We start from the raw sequence: 20,859 nt of genomic DNA on the forward strand, positions 1-20,859 counted from the left end.
CGTTCCCCGGCACACGGCCGCCACGCGGCCGCGTCCGAATCTGGCGCTATTAGAACTCGAAAAACATTCTATGTATAGAACTATAGAATGTTAAAGGACTAGGTAATTACCCTTTTAAGGATGAAGCCCACGTTACACCACAATCAAGAATTCAGGATTCTTCGTCCGCCTGCCGCTGCTCGATCTGCAGTCGTGCCCGTTCAATCGCCTGCTGCAACCGCTCGCCCAACACCGCACGCGGTGGCAAGGTGGTCAGATACTCGGCAACGTGAATACTTGATTTGTCCAACTCCAGTAATTCGATCTATCCGCGTTTCTTGCCAGTGCAAAGAATGATTCCGAGTGGCGAGGCTTCCTCCGGCTCGCGTTCATGCTTATCGAGCCAGCGCAGATAAAGCTCCATCCGCCCTTTGTATGTGGCCTTGAATTCGCCGATCTTTAATTCGACGGCCACTAGCCGACGCAGCTTGCGGTTGTAGAACAACAGATCCATAGCGCGCGCACACTCCAGCGCTCGGCCCCCGCCATCTGCGCGTAGTAGTCCCGCTGCATCGGCTCTTTAAGCACCAGCAGCAGAACAAAGTGCGACCAACTCAATTCTCGCAACAGTGTCGCGAGAATTGACTCATCAGGAAAAGTGACAGCGAACTTGACCATGCGGCGCAAGTTCTTCTCTCCAAAGCCCCGCCCGTAGTCGCGGGCAAGCTGCTTGGCCAGGGACGGCATGATTTCCTCACCGTACCCGGCCCGCTGGCCCGCCAGCACTTCTGTTTGGATGCAATAGCCGATGCGCCAAAACAACAGGGTCAGCTCAGCATTGACTGCCGAGGCGGCGCGGCGGCGCGACGTCTCAATCAGTGCTCGAATGTCGCCCAATAGCGCAGACGGCGCTACTGATGATGATGTGGATACCTTGCGCGCCCTGTCATACCTGCGCCTCCACCGTGTATGCCCCTACGTTGTTTTTGATAGCCCTGCCGCATCAAGCTGCAGCGTGGCCCAGTCAAGCACCAAGCTGAAACCATCGTGAAAAGAACCTCGCCCGAGGCTCAGTCCTTCTTCAGCAACGACTTCAGCCGGTCCAGCCTTTCCTTGGCGCTGAGCCCGGGCGTGGCGTCGGCCACCTCGTCGGTCTCCAGCCCCATTTCCTTGATGAAGCGCGAAGGCTCGCGCGCGATGTCCTCGCGGCCGCGCTTGCGCTTCTTGCACCAGGTGACGTTCAGCGTGCGGCGCGCGCGGGTGATGCCGACGTACATCAGGCGGCGTTCCTCCTGCACCCGGGCTTCCAGCGATTCGGCCGCCTTGGCGGGATCGCCTTCCTCGTCATCCTTGCCCAGGTGAGGCAGCAGCCCTTCCTCGGTGCCGACCAGGAACACGTGCGGATACTCCAGCCCCTTGGAGGCGTGCAGCGTGGACAGGCGCACCAGGTCGGGATCCTCGTCGTCGTTTTTCTCGAGCATGGTGATGAGCGCGATGTGCTGGACCAGGTCCATCAGGCTCATCTTGTCTTCCTCGGCCTTGCGCTTGAGCCAGCCCAGCAGATCCAGCACTGTCTGCCAGCGGTTCTGCGCGCCGCGCTCGTCGAAGTGATCGTACAGGTAGCGTTCGTACTGGATGGCGCGCACCAGGTCGTCCAGGATCTCGGAGGCGCTCTCGCCCGACGGGGCGGCATCGCCCTTGGCCGCGCCGGCGCGCCACTGCATGCGGTTGATGAACTCGCAGAATTCGCGCAGCGGCCCGAGCTGGCGCGGCTGCAGGCGTTGCTCCAGGCCCGTCTCGAACACGGCGGTGAACAGCGGGATCTCGCGTTCGCCCGCATAGGTGCCCAGGACTTCCAGGGTCGACTGCCCCACGCCCCGCTTGGGCGTGGTGATGGCGCGGATGAAGGCCGGGTCGTCCTCGTCGTTGGCGATCAGGCGCAGGTAGGCCATGATGTCGCGCACCTCGGCCTTGTCGAAGAAGCTCTGCCCGCCCGACACCATGTACGGGATCTTCAGGTTGCGCAGCGCCTGTTCGAGGGTGCGGGCCTGGTGGTTGCTGCGATAGAGGATGGCGAAGTCGCGCCAGTCCGCCTTCAGCTCGAAGCGCGCGGCGGAGATACGCATGGCGACGGATTCGGCCTCGGCCTCTTCGTCGTCCATGGGAATGACGCCGATCGGATCGCCCACGCCCAGGTCGGACCACAGCTTCTTGTCGAACAGCTTGGGGTTGTGCCCGATGACGCTGTTGGCCGCCGCCAGGATGCGCTGCATGGAACGGTAGTTCTGTTCGAGCTTGATGACGCGCAGGCTGGGATAGTCGGTGGTGAGCTTGGCCAGGTTCTCGATGGTCGCGCCGCGCCAGGCGTAGATGGCCTGGTCGTCGTCGCCCACCGCGGTCAGCATCGCGCGCGGCCCGGTCAGCAATTGCACCAGCCGGTACTGGCAGGCGTTGGTATCCTGGTATTCGTCCACCAGCAGATAACGGATGCGCGACTGCCAGCGCTCGCGCGCCTCGTGGTCGGACTCCAGCAGCCGGGCCGGCAGGCGGATCAGGTCGTCGAAATCGACGGACTGGTAAGAACGCAGGGTCGCGTTGTAGCTGCGGTAGACGCGCGCGGCGTCGCGCTCGCTGTCGGTGGCGGCGAGGCGCTCGGCCTGATCCGGCTCGACCAGTGCGTTCTTCCAGAGCGAGATGGCGGTCTGCACGCCGCGGATCAGGCCCTTGTCGGTCGTGGCGACCAGTTCCTGCACGATGCCCATGGCATCGTCCGCCGCCAGGATGGAGAACTGCGGCTTGAGCCCGACCTGCTTGGCTTCCTCGCGCAGCATCTTCACGCCCAGCGAATGGAAGGTGCTGATGGTCAGGCCCTTGATGGCATTGGGCGGCGCGACGGACCCGACCCGCTCGGCCATCTCGCGCGCGGCCTTGTTGGTGAAGGTGAGCGCCGCCACGTTGCGCGCCGAATAGCCGCAGTCGCGCAGCAGATAGGCGATTTTCTGCGTGATGACGCGGGTCTTGCCGCTGCCCGCTCCCGCCAGCACCAGGCAGGGGCCGTCCAGGTAGCGCACGGCCTCGCGCTGCGCCGGATTCATGCCGGCGTCGAGCGGCGGCAGCGCGGCGCGCCCGTCGGGCTTGTTCAGCCGCGATTCGGCGCGGTCCATGGCACGGGTCGCGGCGGAAGAGGAAGAGGCAGTCATACGGAAGCTTGGGAATCGATGGTGCGCGGCGGGCAGCCGCGCGGGCGGTGGGCGGGGGCGAGCGTGGGCGGCGGCCGGCGATCGCGCATCAGATCTCCAGCGGATCGACCTCGAGGTGCCAGCGCACCCGCGCGGTCGCCGCCAGACCGGGCAGCACGGCGGCCCAGGCGCGCAGGAAGCCCTGCAGCGCGGGACGGCTGTCGCTTTCCACCAGCAACTGGGCGCGCTCGACATTGGCCACGCGAACCACGCGCAGCGGTACAGGATCATAGAGCGTAATGCGCGACATATCCGCGGCCTGGGATGAATCGGTCCCATCCGCCCGCGGCTGCTCCGTCCAGGCCCGGGCCTGCGCCAGGAACGCCTGGGCCTGCGCCAGCTCCCGCGCCTCGGCTGTCAGCAGCGCCTGGAAGGCGAACGGCGGCAGCCCCGCCGACTCGCGTTCCCGCAGCGCATAGCGCGCGAAGCCCGCATAGTCGTGGCGCACCAGGGCCTGGTACAGCGGTTGTTCGGGATAGCCGGTCTGGATGTAGACCTCGGCGGGCGTGCCGGCGCGGCCGGCGCGGCCCGCCACCTGCATCAATTGCGCGAACAGGCGCTCGGGGGCGCGAAAGTCGTGCGAGAACAGCATGGCGTCGGCATTGAGCACGCCGACGAAGCCCAGGTTCTGGAAATCATGTCCCTTGGCCACCATCTGCGTGCCGACCAGGATGTCGATGTCGCCGGCATGCATGCGGGCGAACAGTTCCTGGGCGCTGCCCTTGCGGCGCGTGCTGTCGGCGTCGATGCGCGCGACGCGCGCGCCCGGAAAAAGCTCGCCCAGGTGCTCTTCCAGCCGCTGCGTGCCGCGGCCCATGGGCTGCAGGTCCTGGTTGCCACAGTCCGGGCAGGCCATCGGCACCCGCTGCTGCCAGCCGCAGTGGTGGCAGCGCAGTTCGTGGCGCCCCGGGCCGCCCGGCACGCGCGGCGGCTGGCGATGCAGCACCATGTAGGCCGAGCAGCGCGGGCAGCCGCTGACCCAGCCACAGGCGTCGCAATGCAGCACGGGCGCGTAGCCGCGCCGGTTCAGGAAGATCAGGGATTGCTCGCCGCTCTCCAGCCGCTGCGCCACGGCTTGCAGCAGCGGGGGCGCCAGGCCTTGCTGGAGCTTCACGTTGCGGGTGTCGAGCAGCCGGATGCGCGGCGGTTCCGCGGCCATGGCGCGCTGCGGCAGGGACAGCAGCAGGTAGCGGCCCGTCTGGGCGTGGTGCCAGGTCTCCAGCGACGGCGTGGCCGAACCCAGGATCACCGGCACGCCGCGGTCGCGGGCGCGCCAGATCGCCAGGTCGCGGGCGGAATAGCGCAGCCCCTCCTGCTGCTTGTAGGACGGGTCGTGCTCTTCGTCCACCACGATCAGCCCGAGATCGGGCAGCGGCGTGAACAGCGACAGCCGTGTCCCCAGCAGTACGCGTGCCTGCCCCCGCACGGCGCGCAGCCAGGCCAGCAGCCGCTCGCCGTCGGCCAGTCCGCTATGGAGCACGGCGACCCCGCCCGTGCCCGCGATGGCCTCCAGCCGTCGGCGGAAGACCTGCTCCAGCTGCGGCGTCAGGTTGATCTCGGGCACCAGGAGCATCACCTGCCGGCCTTCGCGCAGGATCCGCTCGGCCACGCGCAGATAGACCTCGGTCTTGCCGCTGCCGGTCACGCCATGCAGCAGGACCGGCTTGAAGCCCGACAGCCCGGACAAGGCATCCACCGCCTCTTGCTGGGCGGCGTTCAACGTGGGCAGGGAAACCAGCGGAGTGGCAGGTGTCGCTTCCAGGCTTTCCGGTGGAGGAACACTTTGCTCGGAAGTGGGCACTCCCTCACTATCCGCCGCCACGCCTTTCTTGCGCCGCTCCCGCCTGGGCTTGGCCGCGCGCGCGGCCTTCGCGTCCAGCCGCGCCACCGGCCCGCCCGCCGCACGCTGTCCCTGGTAGGCCGCCGGCTTGCGCAGCGGTCCGGGCAGCGCGGGCAACATGACCTCGCCCAGCGGCCGTTGGTAGTAATCCGCCGCAAAAGCGGCCAACTTCAGCCAATCATCGGGGAATGGTGGCAGATCGTCCAGCATCTGCACCACGTCCTTGACCTGTTCGACCGCCAGCGCGGGCGCCGGCGGGGTCTCGATCACGATGCCGACCATCTCCCGCCGGCCGAAGGGAACGATCGCTCGCTGCCCCACCCGCGCGCCTGCCGGAGCGCGGTAGTCGAACAGCCCGGCCAACGGCACATCCAGTGCCACGCGTACCCAGGTCGCCCCTTCCTCCCCGCGCGGCGGGACGATGGATAGAGGGACGGACGGGGATGTGGACAACTGGCGGACTCCGGCAAAAGACCGCGGCGCCATGGCCGCGGGAACTTAAAGTAAAACCTCTGAACCTTTGCTAACCCCAGCGCTCGACAGGGAATTTTTTTCCGGACCGAAAGCTGTGGATAACTTTGGGGACAACCGGCGCACAAATAAGGTAATAGGTCGTAGACGAAAAGTGCTTACTTTGGGATCTAATGATACAGATCCACGAAAACCCAGATAAATCAACAACTTAAAGCCTACAACCGTAGTCCCATCTAGCGTGCAAGATGCATTCCCGGTCGTGGCGCGAATGTGCATAAGTTGAATCCGCATACCAGACAATACGGGTTAGCACTGCCATCCCGCCCCGCCGCGGCGGGGCTTGTCCACACTGAGCTAGGCGCTGCCGCGCTGCCGGCGGCTGTGCTGGTGGACGGCCTCGACCAGGACCTCCACCGCTTCGGGGGGCGTGAACTGCGAGATGCCATGGCCCAGGTTGAAGACGTGGCCGGGCACCGCGCCATAGCTGTCCAGCGTACGCGCCACTTCCGCCCGGATGCGGTCCGCGCCGCCGAACAGCGTCATCGGATCCAGGTTGCCTTGCAGGGCGACGCGGTCCCCCACGGCGGCACGCGCCTTGCCAAGATTGACGGTCCAGTCCAGGCCGACCGCATCGCAGCCGGACGCGGCGATATCTTCCAGCCACAGCCCGCCGCCCTTGGTGAACACGATGGCCGGCACCTGCCGGCCTTCATGCTGCCGGACCAGCCCGGCCAGGACTTTTCGGGTATAGGCCAGCGAGAACTCCTGGAACAGGCCGTCGGCCAGGACACCGCCCCAGCTGTCGAAAATCATGACAGCCTGGGCGCCTGCCTCGATCTGGGCGTTCAGATAGGCGACGACCGCCTGGGCATTCACCTCCAGGATCCGGTGCATGAGATCAGGGCGGCTGTACATCATGGTCTTGACCGTGCGGTAGTCGCTGGACCCCGCCCCTTCCACCATGTAACAGGCCAGGGTCCACGGGCTGCCGGAAAAACCGATCAGCGGCACGCGGCCTTGCAGGTCGCGCCGGATCTGCTTCACGGCCGCGAACACGTAGTCCAGTTCGGCCATGTCGGGCACGGCCAGCCTGGCCACGTCGGCCTCGCTGCGCAGCGGGCGGGCGAAGCGCGGTCCCTCGCCCACGGCGAAGTCCAGGCCCAGGCCCATGGCGTCGGGCACGGTCAGGATGTCGGAAAACAGGATGGCCGCATCCAGCGGAAAGCGCGCCAGCGGCTGCAGCGTGACCTCGGTCGCGTAGTCGGGATTCTTGGCCAGGCCCAGGAAGGAACCGGCGCGCGCGCGGGTGGCGTTGTACTCGGGCAGGTAGCGACCGGCCTGTCGCATCAGCCAGACCGGGGTGTATTCGGTTTCCTGGCGTGCGAGAGCCCGCAAAAAGACGTCATTCTGGAGTTTGGGCTCGGACACGGCGGACCTCGGCAAAGAGAAGCATGGGATTTTACCCGCCCTAGGCGAACTTCATCAGCAACAGGCCCGCCAGCAGCAGGCCCATGCCGGCCCAGCCGGCCGGGCGGATACGCTGGCCGAACAGGGCGCGCCCGGCCAGCGCTGTGGCCAGGATGCCCAGCGCGCCCCATGCGGCATAGGCCACCGACAGCTCGATGCCCTGCACCGCCACGTACGGCAGGCAAAAGCACCGAAGACCAAGGCGATGGACAACGCGCCGTACATCCTGCGGGTGAAGCCCCGCGACAGTTTCAGGAAGATGTTGGCCGCCACTTCCAGGCCCGCCGCGACCAGCAGCATGACCCCGTGGAACCAGGCGAAGGAATCCAGCATGTTGCCCCCTACCGCGCGGCGGCAAGCACGGGGACGGGGACGGCGGCGTCGTCCGCGGCGGGCGTCATGCCGCGCTTGATCAACAGGATGCCGCCCAGGACGGCGGCGATGCCGGCCGCCTTCATGGGGCCGAGGCTTTCACCGAACCAGGCCAGGCTGACCAGCGTGATCGCCACCAGCCCCACGCCTTCCCAGACGGCGTAGGCCAGCCCCACCGGCACGCGGATCACGGCCAGCGAGAGCGCGTAGTACGACGCGCCCAGCAGGATGAACATGGCCGCGAGGCCGCCCAGGTGGCCGTGGACACTGCTCCACTTCATGAAGCTCGTGCCCGCTACCTCGGCGGCGATGGCGATGGCGAGAAAAAACCAATGTCGCATGATGCGCTCCTCGTTTTCATGGCGGTATTGCGGAATTGTTACCGTGCGAGCAACAATATCCCGGCCATGACGACGAAGGGCAGCAGCACCTTGGCGGCGGCGACGATGACCTCGGCCGGACGGAACGCGAACGCGGGGTTCGGCATCGCCGGCGGGGTCGGATGGGTGAATCGGGTCGTGATGGGCGTATTCATGATGCGCTTCCTTTGAATGACGGACGCACGCAGCCATGCGGCTGGCGCGGCAGTCGTGAGTCGTGGCGAGGCCTGGTCGCGGCAGCCGGACAGCGCGAGGCGTGCGCGGCGGCGCGAGCGTCCGGGCGACGCTAACGATCTGGTGCGGGCAGGATCGAGGAAGCGCTGAAGACACGGGCAGGATGGCTGCGGAATGCCAGCCGGACGCCATGCGTGGCATGGACGGGGATTCCGGAATATCCTGCGGTGAACGTGGCAGGGCGCCTTGCGATCGGTCCGCGGAACAGCGGGCAGAACATGGGGTCGCTCCCTATGGAAAAAGGATACTGACTACGAATACCAGTATAGGGCGCCATTGCTTCGATGCCTTGACCACATTGTTATCTATACTTGAACAATGGACCGCCTGACTCCCATACGCGCTTTCCTGGCCGTCGCCGACACCGGCAGCTTCACCGGGGCCGCGCGCAAGCTCGGCGTTTCACGCTCGGCCATCACCGGCCACATCCAGGAGCTCGAACGGCACCTGGGCACACAGTTGCTGAATCGCACCACCCGGCGCGTCTGGCTCACGCGCGAAGGCCGCCGCTACGCCGAGCGCGCCGGCATGCTGCTGGAAGGACTGGCCGAACTGGACGCGGAAATACAGACGCGCAGCGGCCGCGCCGAAGGCCACCTGCATGTGGAAATGGCCGAATCCGTGGCCAACGCGCGCGTCATCCCGCGCCTGCCGGAGTTCGTCCAGGCGTATCCCGACATCTCGCTGCGCATCTCGCTCAACGAAGGCGTGGTCGATCCCACCGTCTCGGGCGCCGATATCGGCCTGCGCGTGGGCCCGCTGCGCGACTCGCCGCTGCGCTTCAAGCTGCTGGGCCGGGGCAACTACATCATGGCGGCCAGTCCCGCCTACCTGAAGCTGTACCACGCGCCACGGCATCCGGACGAACTGCGCCGGCACCGGCTGATCGAGTTCTGGGATCCGGACACCGGCCGCCCCTACGACTGGCAACTGGTCAAGGGCAAACAGACCGTGAGCGTGGCCGCCGAAGGCCGCCTGATCGTGGACAGCACCCGCGCGGGGCTGACCTGCGCGCTGGCGGGACTGGGCATCTACGAAGACCTGGACTTCCTGCTGGCGCAATCGCTGGCGGAAAAACGCCTGGTGCAGGTACTGCCCGACTGGAAGCGCCCCGGCCCGCCCATCGCGGTGCTGTACACGGCGCGCCGTCCGGTGCCCCCGCACATCAAGGCCTTCGTGGACTTCCTCGTATCGGTGTTCGGGTCGGGACGCGCCTGAGGCGGGCCCGGGAAACCGGTCACTCCGGCACCATGCCGATCTTCCGGGCCACCGCCTGCCACTGGACGAGGTCGCTGCGCACGGTGGCGCCGAATTCCGCCGGCCCTTCGGGCAGGATCTCGAAACCGGACGCCACCAGGCCCGGGCGCACGCCCGGCTTGTCGAGCGCGCGCCGGATCGAGGCCGCCAGTTTCTCGACCACGGCCGGCGGCGTGCCGGCCGTGGTCATGACCCCGCCCCAGATGGTGGCCGAGTAGGTGGGAAAGCCCGACTCCTGCACCGTCGGCACGTCCTTGAGCAGCGACAGGCGACGGCTTTCCGCCGTGGCGATGACACGCACGCGCCCGCTCTGGATGAACGGCAGCGCCGAGATGATCGACGCGAACATGACCTGCACCTGGCCGGCGATGAGATCCGTCAGCGCCTGGCTGGCGCCCTTGTAGGGGACGTGCACCATGCCGATGCCCGAGACTTGCTTGAACAGTTCGGCCGCCATGTGGTGGGGCGTGCCGCTGCCCGGGGAGGCGTAGTTCAGGCGATCGGGATGTTCGCCTGCATACGCCGCGAGTTCGCGCATGTTCTTCACCGGCAAGGCGTTGTTGACCACGATGACGATGGGCTGGTTGGCGATGCGCATGACGGGAGCCAGGTCCTTGGCCACGTCGAAGGGGATGTTGCGCAGCACGAACGGATTGATGGTCAGCGTATTCGTGGCAAGCAGCAGCGTATGGCCATCCGGCGCCGCCTTGGCCACCAGGTCCGCGCCGATGTTGCCGCCAGCCCCTGGCTTGTTGTCGACGATGACCGGCTGGCCAAGGATATCCGCCAGCGGCTGCGCGATGTCGCGCGCCAGCACATCGTTACCCCCTCCCGCCGTGAAAGGCACGATGAAGCGCAGCTGCCTGGCGGGGAAGGCGGTGCCCTGCGCCCGGGCGCCTGCCGACATTCCCCATGCCATCGCGGGCAACGTGGCCAGGAGGGCACGTCTGTTGTGGTCCATAGCTGTCTCCTCTCGGACGCGGGTCGTTTATTTTTAGTCCCAATATACGGAATATACTGACATCACATCCAGAATTTTTCTATCTATTTTTTCGTATTTTGGGATTTTGCTGAAAAGATGGGCGAAACGCTCCCACGCCGCTGGCGCGGGAAGCCGGCCTGCCGGAGAGGTCAGGCCGGCGCGGTCCGCGGGTCCGCGATCTGCCGTATGCCGGCTTTCAGGGATTGCAGCAGTCCGTCCTTGTCCAGCACCTCGTAGCGCTCGGTGCGGAACACCAGGACAAGGCCGGCGGGCATACTCAGGGGATCCTGTTCGATGGGCGCCGCCACCCCCACGTTGCCCTGGTCGAGTTCGCTGAAGGACACCGCGTGGCCGGCCCGCCTGACGGCGGCCAGCGACGCCCGGAACGCTTCCCAAGACTCGCCCATGCCTGCCTGGGCGATGGCCGCGGCATGCGCGCCATAGAGCCGCTTCTGGCGGACCGGCGGCAGGCAGGCAAGCAGCACCTTGGAGCCCGCGCCCCGGAAAAGCGGCATCACCCGTCCCCTGCCATAGCTCATGACGAGTTCCTGGTCGCCGCTTTCGCGGTGCGTGACCACGACCTGGTCTTCGTAGAAGACCGTCAGCAGCACGTCGCATTCGTACCGCTTGCGCAGGGATTGCATGACCGGCAGGCTGGCCATCAGGATCGGATCCCTTTGCCGGATGCAGTAGTCGAGCTGGATGATCCGCGGCCCCAGCGCGTACCCGCCCGCCGCGCGCGTCAGAAAGCCCGCGTCGCACAGTTCCTTCACATAGCGGTACGCGGTGCCCCGGCTGTAGCCGAGCGTGGACATGATCTCCTCGGCGGTCAGGACGGCATGTTCCGACGAGAAGGCGTCGAAAACGGCGAGCATACGTGTGAGACTGGACATGTCCGCGGATCCGGGGCGGTGGGAGGATTGCGGAATGCTACCGCATGCCATCGGCCGCAAGCTGATGATTGCCGGGCAGCACCTGCACCGGCGCCCGCTGCCCCTGGGCCGCCGCGGCCAGGCGCAGGTCCAGGGCGAGCGCGCGTTTGTCGGCCGGCAGCCACTGGCGGTCGTGCCCCCACAGGCTGGCCCCGTGCATGAGTTCGCAGGGCTGCCAGTCCCTTCCGACGCTGCGTCCGCCCCAGCCGTATTCGATCATCAGCGGAGACGGGGTACGGACGTAGAACGAGGTCATGAAGTCGTTGATGTGCCGGCCCAGCGTCACCGCCACGCGGTCGGCCTCGCACGACGCGATATCGTAGCCCTGCCCGACGTCGTCGAGCGAACACAGTTCCACCATCAGGTGATGGATGCCGTCGGTGTCGGCCTCGATCAGCGCCAGGCTGTGATGGCGCGAATTCAGATGGAAGAAGAAAGCCTTGAAGGGTTCCCGCATGTAGTCGCTCAGGCGGAATCCCAGCAGGTCGCGATAGAACGGCGCCAGGGCGTCGACGTTGCGCGCGTTCAACACCACGTGGCCCAGGCCCAGCGGGCCCGTGCGAAAACCCGATATCGCGCGGCCGGGGCGAAACGGTTCACTGCCCTGGGCGGCGCCATGGAAAACCTCCAACCGGTTGCCAGCGGGATCGGACAGGGACAGCAGCTCCGCGACCTCCCTGCGGCGCGCCACCGCGTCCGGCTCCCGAACGAACGGCACGTTCGCGCGGTCCAGCCGGGCGGCCAGCGTGGCCAGCGCCCCGCCGTCGGCGACCTCCCAGCCGAAGAAATGCGGCTGCGCGGCGTCCGCGTCGAGCAGCAGGCGCTGTCGCCGATCGTCCATGCGCAGCGCCAGGGTGTGGCGGCTCCTGTCGGCGACCTGCATGCCCAGCAGCCGTTGGGCGAAATCTTCCCACTCCGCCAGCCGGGACGTGCCCAGGCCCACGTATCCAAGAGATTGCAGCATCACGCCGCTCCGTATCTTCAAAATCCCATAATACGTGAAAAACAAAACAATAAATCAGTAATTTTTTGCATACATAAACATTTGTACTGTATATTGAGAAAAAACGATACCAGGAGAAGTCGATGGAGACACCTTCCGCCCCGGAGGCGCCGCCGCCTGAAATCGGCAGCAGCCTGCCGACCTGCGGCTTCCGGACCAACTACCACGACGCCGGCAACGGCCCGGGCGTCCTGCTGATCCACGGCTCCGGTCCCGGCGTGACGGCCTGGGCCAACTGGCGCCTGACCATCCCCGTCCTGGCCCGGCAGGCCCGCGTCATCGCCCCTGACATGGTCGGCTTCGGCTATACGGAATCGCCGCCCGGTGTCCGGTACCACTGGTCCACCTGGGTAGACCAGCTCACCGCGCTGCTGGACGCGCTCAAGCTGGAACGGGTATCGGTGGTGGGCAACTCGTTCGGCGGCGCCCTGGCGCTCAAACTGGCGGCCCGGCATCCCGGCCGCGTCGACCGCCTGGTCCTGATGGGGCCCGTGGGCCTGCGGTTTCCCATCACCGACGGACTGGAGAAAGTGTGGGGGTACCAGCCCTCGGCCGCCGCGATGCGCGAATTGCTCGACGTCTTCGTCCACGATCCATCGTTGATCGACGACGACCTGGCCGCCATGCGCTACCGGGCCAGCATCCGCGACGATGTCCAGGCACGGTTCGGCAGCATGTTCCCGCCGCCCCGGCAGCGGATCCTGGACGACATGGCGACGGACGAAACCGTCCTGCGCACGATCCCGCACGAGACACTCATCATCCACGGGCGCGGCGACAAGGTCATCCCGGTCGAGGCCTCGCGGCGGCTCGCCCAGACGATGCCGCGGGCGCGCCTGGCCGAGATCGACCGCTGCGGCCACTGGGTACAGATCGAACAGCCGGCGGCGTTTACCGGACTGGTCGGGGAATTCCTGGCGCCACGCTGAAAGGAAACACCATGCGCAAACAGGATCTGCTGGGCCGATGGGCCCTCAGGCAATGGACGCAGGCCTACGACGATGGCCGCGTGACCCTCCCCATGGGGCAGGCCCCCCGGGGCTTCATCCAATATGACGACGACCGCATGTTCTGCATGATCGAGCGGGCGGACCGGCAGGCTTTCGCCACCGGCGGGCAGTGGAACGCCAGCACCGAGGAAAAGGCGCGGGCCTACGAAGGCTTCATGAGCTATGCCGGCACCTACGAACTGGCTGGAGACGAAGTCCGGCAGCATGTCGACATGAGCCTGTTCCCGAACTGGGAGGGCGGCGTGCAGCGCCGCAAGGCGGCGATCGTCGACGGCCTGCTGCACCTGTCCGCGCGGCTGGAGGACGGCACGCCCGAGGCCCGCACCGCCAGCCTGGTGTGGGAACGCGCCGGCCGCGCCATCATTTCCTGAGGGGTGCTTCATGCAAGACATTGCCAGCCTGATCCGCGACGCATCGGTCCACAGCAGCCTGTACGCCGACCCCGCCATCTTCGACCAAGAAATGGCAACCATCTTTGGCAAGGGATGGGTCTATGTCGGCCATGCCTCCGAAATTCCCCGGCGCGGCGACTATGTGCGGCGCACGATGGGGCTCGAACCCGTGCTCCTGATCCGGGGCGCCGACGGCATCCACGTCGTGGCCAACCGCTGCGCCCATCGCGGCAACCTGCTGTGCCAGCCCGAGCGGGGCAACCGCCGCACGCTGGCCTGTCAGTACCACGGCTGGATCTTCTCGCCCGACGGCGCGCTGCTCGACATGCCGCTGTCCAGCGTTGAGCCCGATGCATCGCTGCACCTGAAGCGCGCCCGCGTCGACAGCTACAACGGCTTTGTCTTCGCGACGTTCAACCCGTCGCCCATTCCGCTGCTGGAACATCTCGGCCACGCCGTTCACGCGCTGGACCGCCAGATCAACCTGTCGCCCGAGGGCGAGATCGAACTGCGCGGCCCGTGGATCAAGCACCTGTTCCGCGCCAACTGGAAGATGCTGTCCGAGAACGAGGCCGACGGCTATCACGTGGGCTTCGTGCACGACTCCTTCACCAAGAGCGTGGGCACCCCCGGCAAGTACGGCAACATCCTGTCCGGCGAAGAGGACCGCATCACGGCGGTGGTCCGCTACCTGGGCAACGGCCACACCGAACTCGACTACGGCCCGACCTACGACCGGCCCATGACCTGGCTGGGCGTGGACGAGACGCGCTATCCGGACTACACGCGGGACATGATCCACCGGCACGGCGAACCGGCCGCGCGGGAAATCATGCGGGCGGGACCACCCCATACCTTCATCTTCCCCAACCTGTTCCTGGCCGAGACCTGCCTGGTCATGATCCAGCCGCTGGGCGTGGGCGAGACCGTCAACTGGCACACCCCGCTCTACCTGAAAGGCGCGCCCGAGGAACTGAACCGGCGCATCATGCGCCAGGGCGAGGTCGCCCTGGGGCCATCGTCGTTCCTGACGGCCGACGACGCCATCATCGCCGAACGCCAGTGGCGCGCGCTGAAGGGCTCGCCGGCATGGCTGGACCTGAGCCGCGGCCAGTCCCGCGAAACGACGACCGAGAGCGGCGTGGTGGTCTCCCACTACACCGACGAGACTCCCAACCGGGGCTTCTGGCAATGCTACCGGGACATCATGGCGGACACCGCCCAGCCGACGCTCTAGAAGGACATGCCATGCAGACCCCCCTGTTGCCGCTCGACGAACACCGGATGCTGGAGCGCTTCGTCTACCTGGAAGCCCGGCTGGCGGACGAATCGCGCTTCGACGAATGGGAGGCGCTCTGGGACGAGAGCATCCGCTACTGGGTGCCCGTCGTCATCGACGGCCAGGAGCCGGACCCGGACCGCGACGTCTCCATCATCAACGACAACCGCTCCCGGCTGGCGACCCGCCTGCGGCAGTTGCGCACCGGCACGCGGCACAGCCAGGCGCCTCGCTCCATCCTGCGCAGGATGCTGTCCAACCTGACGGCGGACAAGGAGGAGGACGGCGACTACCGCGTCGCGGCCAACTTCGCCATCTACGAGTATCAGGTGCAATCGGTCAACCAGTTGAACGTCTGGCCGGGCCGGGTCGAGTACGGGCTGCGGCAAGTGGACGGCCAGCTCAGGATGTTCCTGAAGAAAGTGTCCCTGGTCCACGCCTCGGGCCCGCTGCCCAGCCTTTCCTTCCTGATCTGACCATGGCCCGCGCTCCGCTCTCGGCCATCGTCGGCCTGGGCTTCAGCCCCCTCTCCCGCGAACCCGCCGGCTCCGTGCGCGCGCTGGCGGCCGCCGCCGTGCGGGCCGCCATGGCGGACGCCGGGGTGGACCAGGAACAGGTGGACGGCCTGCTGCTCAACCCCAGCGCGCTGGCCGATCCCGGCGTCCTGCCCCCCAAGGTACAGGACGACATGGGCCTGCGCACACTGGGGATGTTGACCACGATCGAAGGGAAAGGCTCGTCGGCCGTCCAGATGGTGCAGGTCGCCACGGCGGCCATCCGCAGCGGCCTGGCATCCATGGTCGCCTGCGTGTTCGCCGATGCGCCCATCGGCCCGGCACGCGGCGGCGGGGCGTCCTTCAGCAACGAAGGCTCGCTGACGGGCATCGCGGGCTGGGACGCCTCCTACGGCCTGTTCGGCCCGGTGGGGTCCTACGCGCTGGCCGCGCGCCGGTACATGGCCCTGCACGGGGCCAGCCCCGACCACCTGGGCGCCTACGTCCTGGCCTGCCGCCAGTGGGCCGCGGGCAATCCCCTCGCTTTCCAGCGCGCACCGCTCACGCTGGCGCAGTACCACGCTTCCCGCATGATCGTCGAACCCTTCCATGTGCTGGACTGCGCCTACCCGGTCAACGGCGCGGCGGCCGTCATCGTGGCCGGCGCCGACCGCGCCGCCGATGCCGGCCGGCGGCCGGTATTCGTCCACGGCATGGGGCAGGGCCATGCCAGCGCGGACACGCCGGTGGGGCCGCACGACCTGGCCACCGCCGGACAGCTCGCCGGCCGCAAGGCCTACGCGATGGCGGGCGTGGGGCCGAAGGACGTCTCGATGTGCCAGTTCTACGACGCGTTCTCGTACTGCGCCCTGGCCGCGCTCGAGGACTACGGACTGTGCGGCCGGGGCGAGGCCGCCGGCATGGTGCAGGACGGCACCACCGCGCCCGGCGGCGCGCTGCCTGTCAATACCGGCGGGGGCCAGTTGTCGGGCTACTACCTGCAAGGCATGACCCCGCTGAGCGAGGCCGTCATCCAATGCCGCGGCGACGGCGGCGAGCGGCAGTGCGCGGCCAACGACATCGTGCTGGTGAATGGTTCGGGCGGCAGGCTGGAGTATCACGCCGCGCTGATCCTGAGCCCCCACCGCACGCTCGCCTAGGACCCGCCATGCAGCTTCCTTCCGATCATTTCGAACGCCGCTTCCTGGACTTCATCGCGATGCGCGAACTGCGCGTGCCGCGCCTGCGCGGCAGCGGCCAGATCCTGGGCTACGGGTCGCACGGCTACGGCGCGAACCCGGATGACATCGAGTGGATTCCCGCCAGCGGCCGGGCGACGCTCCATTCGTATGCCGTCTACCGGCAGCAGTACCACCCGGACTTCCCGCCGCCCTACAACGTGGCGCACGTCGAACTCGAAGAAGGCCCGCGCCTGATCAGCCGGATCGTGCCGGACGAGGGCGCGGCCATCGTCATCGGCATGCCGCTGCGCGCGCGATTCGATCCGGCCGGATGCCTGGTGTTCGTTCCCGACCCCACCCCGGCGACATGACTCCCCTACGGAATCCCCGCTCATGACCGAACCTTCACCCAACACCTGTCCGCCCCCTTCCCGCGCCGCCGGCGCACTGGACGGCGTCCGGATCCTGGACCTGAGCCGCGTGCTGGGCGGCCCCTATTGCACGATGATCCTGGGCGACCACGGCGCGGAGATCATCAAGGTGGAACCCCCTCAGGGCGATGACACGCGCGGCTGGGGCCCGCCCTTCGCCGGCACGGACACCGAACGCGGGGACGCCAGCTATTTCATCGGCGTCAACCGCAACAAACGGTCGATGGTGCTGGACCTGTCACGCGAATCGGGACGGGCCGTGCTGTTGCGGCTGCTGGAGGAGGCCGACGTCCTGGTCGAGAACTTCAAGCCCGGCACCATGGAAGCGTGGGGCCTGGGCTATGAGCACGATCTCGCGCCGCGCTTTCCTCGCCTGATCCATTGCCGGGTATCCGGCTTCGGCGGCCACGGCCCCCTGGGCAACCTGCCGGGCTACGACGCGGTGCTGCAGGCCATGAGCGGATTGATGAGCGTGAACGGCACGCCCGAGACCGGGCCGCTGCGCATCGGCACCCCCATCGTCGACCTGGCCACGGGCCTCTACGCGACGATAGGCATCCTGATGGCCCTGCACGAGCGCCGCCGCTCGGGCCTGGGCCAATATGTGGACATGGCGCTGTACGACTGCGCGATGTCGCTGCTCCATCCGCACGCGGCCAACTACTTCCTGGACGGCAGCCGACCGCGCCTGACAGGCAACACGCATCCGAACGTCACGCCGTGCGACAAGTTCGCCACCCGCAGCGGCGAGATCTTCGTGGTCATCGGCACCGACCGGCAATTCCGGCGCCTGGTGGAACTGCTCGGCATACCGGCGCTCGCGGCCGATCCGCGCTTTGCCACGAACAGCGACCGGTCGCTCAACCGGGCCGCGCTCTATCCCTTGCTTGCCGAGGCCCTGGCACGGCACGACGGCGTGGCCCTGAGCCGGACCCTGCTGGCGGAAGGCTTGCCCATCGGACCGATCCTGGGCATGGACGACGCGTTGGGCGCGGACCATACGCACGCCAGGTCCATGGTCTATGAGCGCGACGGCTACAAAGGCCTGGGCACGCCCATCAAGCTCTCCCGCACGCCCGGCGGCCTGCGCAGGACGCCGCCCGCGCTGGCCGAGCATGCACGGGAGATATTGCGCGAAGCCGGCTTCGCGGACACCGACATGGACGAACTGAACCGCGCCGGCGCGACGGCGCCCCGGCGCGCGCGCTGATCCCTTTTCCCGGAGTATCGAATGCCCCCACAGGACGACTGGCGCGAGGCCTGTCTTTCCCGCGACCTACCCGAGGCCGGTACGCTGGCCGTCACCCTGGACGAACAGGTTTTCTGCCTGTACCGGGTCGAAGGCGACACCTTCGCCACCGCCGACCGTTGCAGCCACGGCCGCGGAAGCCTGTCCGAAGGCATCCTGGAAGCCCACATCATCGAGTGCCCGTTCCACCAGGGCTGCTTCGACATCCGGACCGGCGCCCCCACGGCGCTGCCCTGCAACCGGCCCGTCAAGACCTACGCGACCCGGGAAGCGGACGGCATCGTCTGGCTGGACATCTGTCCGCGCGACGTGGCCGATCAATCCTAGGATCGGTCATCGCTGCACCGCCGGCCGGCTGGCGGCGGGACAATTCCTGCGGCGATATGGATCCGCCGCGATCTCGTGCTTGCGCATCAACTGCCAGAATGCCCGGCGGTTCTTGTGGGCGGCGCGCGCCGCCTGCGAGATGTTGCCGTGATGGCGCAGCAGCATGTCGGCAATGTAATGGCGCTCGAACTCGGTCACGATCCTGGCCTTGGCCGATTGAAAGGGCTCGCGCGATGCGGGGTGGTCGGCTTCGTCGCCGCCGCATCCGGGTGGGGGTTCGCTCTCGTCCTCGTCCTGTGGCGCATCGATGGCCTGTCCGGCGCCGGGCCGACGGCCCGCCCCCGCGAGCTGTACCAGGCGCGTCTTGAACTCTTCAGCGCACATCGGGTAGCGCATGAAATCATCCAGCCCGAACGACAGCAGATCCTGCAGGCCAGCCGCGCTCATGTCACGCACCAACCCCAGGACGGGCGTCCTCAGGGCGTCGCCGGCCACCGCCAGCGCGGTGCGCGTCCATCCCAGGGTGGCCAGCGTGACCGGCAGCAGGCAGACGTCGTAGCGCTTGAGCGCCAGCGCCTGGCGCGCGAGCGCCACGGCGGATGCGGGCGTGCCCGCCGCGGGCCTGTCCAGGTGCACGCCGTGCAGCGCGATGCGTTCGCGCGCTGCCGCCCAGTCTTCCATCAGCTCGCGCATCCACCGCGCATGCTCGGGCACCATCAATACGCCGCAATCGATCATTCCCTTCATCATCCCGCCTCAGATTGTCCGAGCCGCCAGACTAGGGACCCGCGGCAAGGATCTCAATCAGAGGAACCAACAAGCGCAGATCTGCGTATCCAGTTACCCGCGGCCCGGCCGTTAACGATCGATCCGGCGGGCCCGTCCGGCCCCGGCTCCCGGCCGCCGGGGCGCCAACTCATATCCTGCTACAAATTCGTTGTGACTTGCCCGGCGATGGATCCGATTCTGCGGCACACTGCACGATTGGCAGTCCGGAGTTGGAGTCCAGCATGACCAAGCCTAGCCTACGTTCCACCGCATCGCTCATCCTTGTCACCACCGCCCTGTCCTGGGGGTTGCCGGTACGCGCCGACGACCTGCGCGAGTCCACGGGCGGCCGCGAGAATTCCGTCGATGCATCCCCCCGCTCCTACGGCGGCAACGGCTTGCGCCTGGGCGCGCGAGCGCCCTCGTCCACCGGCCTGGGGGGCAGCGGCCTGCATGCCTCGCTGGATACCCCGGCTTCGAGCGGCGCCCAAGCCAGCACCGGCAAGGCCGCCGCGCAGCAGCCCGCCCTGGGCACCCGCGCGAAAAAGAAAGACGGGCGCTGATCCGCGCCCGTCCGCGGCGGGACTAGGCCAGCGGCGCGACGCGCTGCTCGATCGCGCCGAAGACACTGTTGCCCGAGCGGTCGAAATGCTCGATGCGCACCGTATCGCCGAATTGCAGGAACGGGGTCCGGGCCGCCCCCTGCCGGATGGTCTCCAGGGCCCGGGCTTCGCCCAGGCAGCCCACGCCCACGGATTCGTCCTCGTTCGAGACCGTACCCAGTCCCACCAACGTCCCCGCCTCGAACGCGCGCGTCTGTGCAACGTGGGCGATCAGATCTCCGTAATGGAACGCGACGTCGGTGCCAGTCTCGATACTGCCCAGCGGCTCGCCGCGCACCCAGCATTTCATGGTGCCCGACACCAGTCCATCGCCCCATAGCTCGCCCAGTTCGTCCGGAGTCACCGCGATAGGCCCGAGACTGGAAGCCGGCTTGCCGACCAGGAAGCCGAACGTGCGCTTGAGCTCGCCCGGAATGATGGCGCGCAGCGACACGTCGTTGAGCAGCACGAACAAACGGATGTGTTCGCACGCGCCTTTCGCGTCCACACCCAGCGGCACGTCGCCGGTGATGGCGGCGATCTCCGCCTCGAAGTCGATGCCGTCGTCTTCCGACGGCAGGCGCACATCCTCGTTCCAGCCCATGAAGCCGTGCGAGATGCCCTGGTACATCAGCGGCTTCTGGAAAAAATCGTCGGGCACCGATTCGCCGCGCGCCTGGCGGTTGCGCTGGATGTGGCTGGGATACGCCGCGCCGTCCAGGTACTGGTAGGCGCGGGGCAGCGGCGCGGCCAGCGTGGCCAGGTCCAGCGCGAAGGCGCCGGCGGCCCGGCCGGCGTTCAGGTCCTCGTACAGTGCCTGCAGCCTGGGGCTGGTGCGCTCCCAGTCGTCCAGCGCCGACTGCAGCGTGGGCGCGATGGCCGCCGCGCTCGCCGCCGTGGCGAGATCACGGCTGACCACGAGCAATGCGCCGTCGCGCCCCGCGCGTTGCGATGCCAATTTCATTCC

General features: G+C 67.4%; 21 protein-coding genes and 1 pseudogene. 10 read left to right on the top strand and 12 right to left on the bottom strand.

All coding sequences use genetic code 11. The annotated features are described in order from the left end of the window. Positions 1 to 151 precede the first annotated feature (151 nt). The 7 genes and pseudogenes from AC1Q6E_RS11200 to AC1Q6E_RS11230 form a co-directional block, all read right to left on the bottom strand. A pseudogene (locus AC1Q6E_RS11200) lies at positions 152 to 876 on the bottom strand (PDDEXK nuclease domain-containing protein). 173 nt (positions 877 to 1,049) lie between these two features. Beyond that, on the bottom strand, positions 1,050 to 3,074 hold the full coding sequence (locus tag AC1Q6E_RS11205) for a UvrD-helicase domain-containing protein (protein WP_296555841.1): 2,025 nt from the start codon (positions 3,072 to 3,074) through the stop codon (positions 1,050 to 1,052). Between the two features lie 193 nt (positions 3,075 to 3,267). Next, a complete protein-coding gene (locus tag AC1Q6E_RS11210) occupies positions 3,268 to 5,481 on the bottom strand; it encodes a primosomal protein N' (RefSeq protein ID WP_296555840.1) in 2,214 nt (737 codons plus the stop codon). A gap of 405 nt (positions 5,482 to 5,886) precedes the next feature. After that, positions 5,887 to 6,960 (bottom strand): uroporphyrinogen decarboxylase, encoded by a 1,074-nt coding sequence (hemE, locus tag AC1Q6E_RS11215; protein ID WP_296555775.1) that lies wholly within the window; start codon positions 6,958 to 6,960, stop codon positions 5,887 to 5,889. Between the two features lie 40 nt (positions 6,961 to 7,000). Beyond that, positions 7,001 to 7,357 carry an SMR family transporter gene (locus tag AC1Q6E_RS11220; protein WP_492572748.1) on the bottom strand — a complete coding sequence of 119 codons (357 nt, stop codon included), beginning with the start codon at positions 7,355 to 7,357 and terminating at the stop codon, positions 7,001 to 7,003. Continuing rightward, positions 7,341 to 7,712, bottom strand: a complete 372-nt coding sequence (locus tag AC1Q6E_RS11225; protein WP_296555774.1) for an SMR family transporter — start codon at positions 7,710 to 7,712, stop codon at positions 7,341 to 7,343. The genes AC1Q6E_RS11220 and AC1Q6E_RS11225 overlap by 17 nt, the downstream gene beginning before the upstream one ends. A gap of 38 nt (positions 7,713 to 7,750) precedes the next feature. Further along, positions 7,751 to 7,906 carry a hypothetical protein gene (locus AC1Q6E_RS11230; protein WP_296555773.1) on the bottom strand — a complete coding sequence of 52 codons (156 nt, stop codon included), beginning with the start codon at positions 7,904 to 7,906 and terminating at the stop codon, positions 7,751 to 7,753. A 397-nt stretch (positions 7,907 to 8,303) separates the two neighbouring features. On the opposite strand from AC1Q6E_RS11230, the gene AC1Q6E_RS11235 reads away from it, so the two are divergent. Beyond that, positions 8,304 to 9,203, top strand: a complete 900-nt coding sequence (locus AC1Q6E_RS11235) for a LysR family transcriptional regulator (RefSeq protein ID WP_152798082.1) — start codon at positions 8,304 to 8,306, stop codon at positions 9,201 to 9,203. 19 nt (positions 9,204 to 9,222) lie between these two features. On the opposite strand, the gene AC1Q6E_RS11240 is transcribed toward AC1Q6E_RS11235, so the two are convergent. From AC1Q6E_RS11240 to AC1Q6E_RS11250, 3 genes are all read right to left on the bottom strand, one after another. Further along, positions 9,223 to 10,203, bottom strand: a complete 981-nt coding sequence (locus AC1Q6E_RS11240; RefSeq protein ID WP_296555772.1) for a Bug family tripartite tricarboxylate transporter substrate binding protein — start codon at positions 10,201 to 10,203, stop codon at positions 9,223 to 9,225. A gap of 170 nt (positions 10,204 to 10,373) precedes the next feature. Continuing rightward, entirely contained in the window at positions 10,374 to 11,117 is a 744-nt protein-coding gene (locus AC1Q6E_RS11245) for an IclR family transcriptional regulator (RefSeq protein WP_296555771.1), read from the bottom strand. Between the two features lie 37 nt (positions 11,118 to 11,154). Continuing rightward, positions 11,155 to 12,120 carry a VOC family protein gene (locus AC1Q6E_RS11250; protein WP_152798079.1) on the bottom strand — a complete coding sequence of 322 codons (966 nt, stop codon included), beginning with the start codon at positions 12,118 to 12,120 and terminating at the stop codon, positions 11,155 to 11,157. A gap of 122 nt (positions 12,121 to 12,242) precedes the next feature. Between AC1Q6E_RS11250 and AC1Q6E_RS11255 the strand changes: the two genes are divergently transcribed. The 8 genes from AC1Q6E_RS11255 to AC1Q6E_RS11290 are packed head-to-tail and all read left to right on the top strand — an operon-like array spanning position 12,243 to position 18,522. Next, entirely contained in the window at positions 12,243 to 13,088 is an 846-nt protein-coding gene (locus AC1Q6E_RS11255) for an alpha/beta fold hydrolase (protein WP_152798078.1), read from the top strand. 11 nt (positions 13,089 to 13,099) lie between these two features. Continuing rightward, complete coding sequence (locus AC1Q6E_RS11260) at positions 13,100 to 13,540, top strand: lipocalin-like domain-containing protein (protein ID WP_296555767.1); 441 nt, start codon at positions 13,100 to 13,102, stop codon at positions 13,538 to 13,540. A 10-nt stretch (positions 13,541 to 13,550) separates the two neighbouring features. After that, positions 13,551 to 14,798, top strand: coding sequence for an aromatic ring-hydroxylating oxygenase subunit alpha (locus AC1Q6E_RS11265; protein WP_492572749.1), 1,248 nt, complete (start codon positions 13,551 to 13,553; stop codon positions 14,796 to 14,798). A gap of 11 nt (positions 14,799 to 14,809) precedes the next feature. Further along, the gene (locus AC1Q6E_RS11270; RefSeq protein ID WP_152798075.1) at positions 14,810 to 15,316 is read left to right on the top strand and encodes an aromatic-ring-hydroxylating dioxygenase subunit beta; all 507 of its coding nucleotides are present in this window, start codon (positions 14,810 to 14,812) and stop codon (positions 15,314 to 15,316) included. A gap of 2 nt (positions 15,317 to 15,318) precedes the next feature. Continuing rightward, complete coding sequence (locus tag AC1Q6E_RS11275; protein ID WP_152798074.1) at positions 15,319 to 16,494, top strand: thiolase C-terminal domain-containing protein; 1,176 nt, start codon at positions 15,319 to 15,321, stop codon at positions 16,492 to 16,494. Positions 16,495 to 16,502: 8 nt separating this feature from the next. Further along, positions 16,503 to 16,886: a Zn-ribbon domain-containing OB-fold protein gene (locus AC1Q6E_RS11280; RefSeq protein WP_296555764.1), complete on the top strand. Its 384-nt coding sequence runs from the start codon at positions 16,503 to 16,505 to the stop codon at positions 16,884 to 16,886. Positions 16,887 to 16,908: 22 nt separating this feature from the next. Beyond that, positions 16,909 to 18,156, top strand: a complete 1,248-nt coding sequence (locus tag AC1Q6E_RS11285; protein ID WP_492572750.1) for a CaiB/BaiF CoA transferase family protein — start codon at positions 16,909 to 16,911, stop codon at positions 18,154 to 18,156. 21 nt (positions 18,157 to 18,177) lie between these two features. Then, positions 18,178 to 18,522: a non-heme iron oxygenase ferredoxin subunit gene (locus AC1Q6E_RS11290; RefSeq protein WP_296555760.1), complete on the top strand. Its 345-nt coding sequence runs from the start codon at positions 18,178 to 18,180 to the stop codon at positions 18,520 to 18,522. A gap of 6 nt (positions 18,523 to 18,528) precedes the next feature. Here the strand turns inward: AC1Q6E_RS11290 and AC1Q6E_RS11295 are convergent, their stop codons facing one another. Further along, a complete protein-coding gene (locus AC1Q6E_RS11295; RefSeq protein WP_152798070.1) occupies positions 18,529 to 19,272 on the bottom strand; it encodes a helix-turn-helix domain-containing protein in 744 nt (247 codons plus the stop codon). A 260-nt stretch (positions 19,273 to 19,532) separates the two neighbouring features. Between AC1Q6E_RS11295 and AC1Q6E_RS11300 the strand changes: the two genes are divergently transcribed. Continuing rightward, a complete protein-coding gene (locus AC1Q6E_RS11300; RefSeq protein ID WP_152798069.1) occupies positions 19,533 to 19,853 on the top strand; it encodes a hypothetical protein in 321 nt (106 codons plus the stop codon). Positions 19,854 to 19,875: 22 nt separating this feature from the next. On the opposite strand, the gene AC1Q6E_RS11305 is transcribed toward AC1Q6E_RS11300, so the two are convergent. Continuing rightward, a complete protein-coding gene (locus AC1Q6E_RS11305) occupies positions 19,876 to 20,856 on the bottom strand; it encodes a fumarylacetoacetate hydrolase family protein (protein ID WP_152798068.1) in 981 nt (326 codons plus the stop codon). Positions 20,857 to 20,859: the final 3 nt, after the last annotated feature.

The organism is Pigmentiphaga sp. MLSB6-MA01 (assembly GCF_058793475.1).

Bases quoted from the DNA above. Each gene is read 5' to 3' on its own strand.
- AC1Q6E_RS11290 (WP_296555760.1), top strand. From the start codon at position 18,178: ATGCCCCCACAGGACGACTGGCGCGAGGCCTGTCTTTCCCGCGACCTA.
- AC1Q6E_RS11245 (WP_296555771.1), bottom strand. From the start codon at position 11,117: ATGTCCAGTCTCACACGTATGCTCGCCGTTTTCGACGCCTTCTCGTCG.
- AC1Q6E_RS11275 (WP_152798074.1), top strand. From the start codon at position 15,319: ATGGCCCGCGCTCCGCTCTCGGCCATCGTCGGCCTGGGCTTCAGCCCC.
- AC1Q6E_RS11225 (WP_296555774.1), bottom strand. From the start codon at position 7,712: ATGCGACATTGGTTTTTTCTCGCCATCGCCATCGCCGCCGAGGTAGCG.
- AC1Q6E_RS11250 (WP_152798079.1), bottom strand. From the start codon at position 12,120: ATGCTGCAATCTCTTGGATACGTGGGCCTGGGCACGTCCCGGCTGGCG.
- AC1Q6E_RS11300 (WP_152798069.1), top strand. From the start codon at position 19,533: ATGACCAAGCCTAGCCTACGTTCCACCGCATCGCTCATCCTTGTCACC.
- AC1Q6E_RS11270 (WP_152798075.1), top strand. From the start codon at position 14,810: ATGCAGACCCCCCTGTTGCCGCTCGACGAACACCGGATGCTGGAGCGC.
- AC1Q6E_RS11205 (WP_296555841.1), bottom strand. From the start codon at position 3,074: ATGAATCCGGCGCAGCGCGAGGCCGTGCGCTACCTGGACGGCCCCTGC.
- AC1Q6E_RS11235 (WP_152798082.1), top strand. From the start codon at position 8,304: ATGGACCGCCTGACTCCCATACGCGCTTTCCTGGCCGTCGCCGACACC.
- AC1Q6E_RS11255 (WP_152798078.1), top strand. From the start codon at position 12,243: ATGGAGACACCTTCCGCCCCGGAGGCGCCGCCGCCTGAAATCGGCAGC.
- AC1Q6E_RS11240 (WP_296555772.1), bottom strand. From the start codon at position 10,203: ATGGACCACAACAGACGTGCCCTCCTGGCCACGTTGCCCGCGATGGCA.
- AC1Q6E_RS11305 (WP_152798068.1), bottom strand. From the start codon at position 20,856: ATGAAATTGGCATCGCAACGCGCGGGGCGCGACGGCGCATTGCTCGTG.
- AC1Q6E_RS11265 (WP_492572749.1), top strand. From the start codon at position 13,551: ATGCAAGACATTGCCAGCCTGATCCGCGACGCATCGGTCCACAGCAGC.
- AC1Q6E_RS11280 (WP_296555764.1), top strand. From the start codon at position 16,503: ATGCAGCTTCCTTCCGATCATTTCGAACGCCGCTTCCTGGACTTCATC.
- AC1Q6E_RS11230 (WP_296555773.1), bottom strand. From the start codon at position 7,906: ATGAATACGCCCATCACGACCCGATTCACCCATCCGACCCCGCCGGCG.
- AC1Q6E_RS11260 (WP_296555767.1), top strand. From the start codon at position 13,100: ATGCGCAAACAGGATCTGCTGGGCCGATGGGCCCTCAGGCAATGGACG.
- AC1Q6E_RS11285 (WP_492572750.1), top strand. From the start codon at position 16,909: ATGACCGAACCTTCACCCAACACCTGTCCGCCCCCTTCCCGCGCCGCC.
- AC1Q6E_RS11295 (WP_152798070.1), bottom strand. From the start codon at position 19,272: ATGATGAAGGGAATGATCGATTGCGGCGTATTGATGGTGCCCGAGCAT.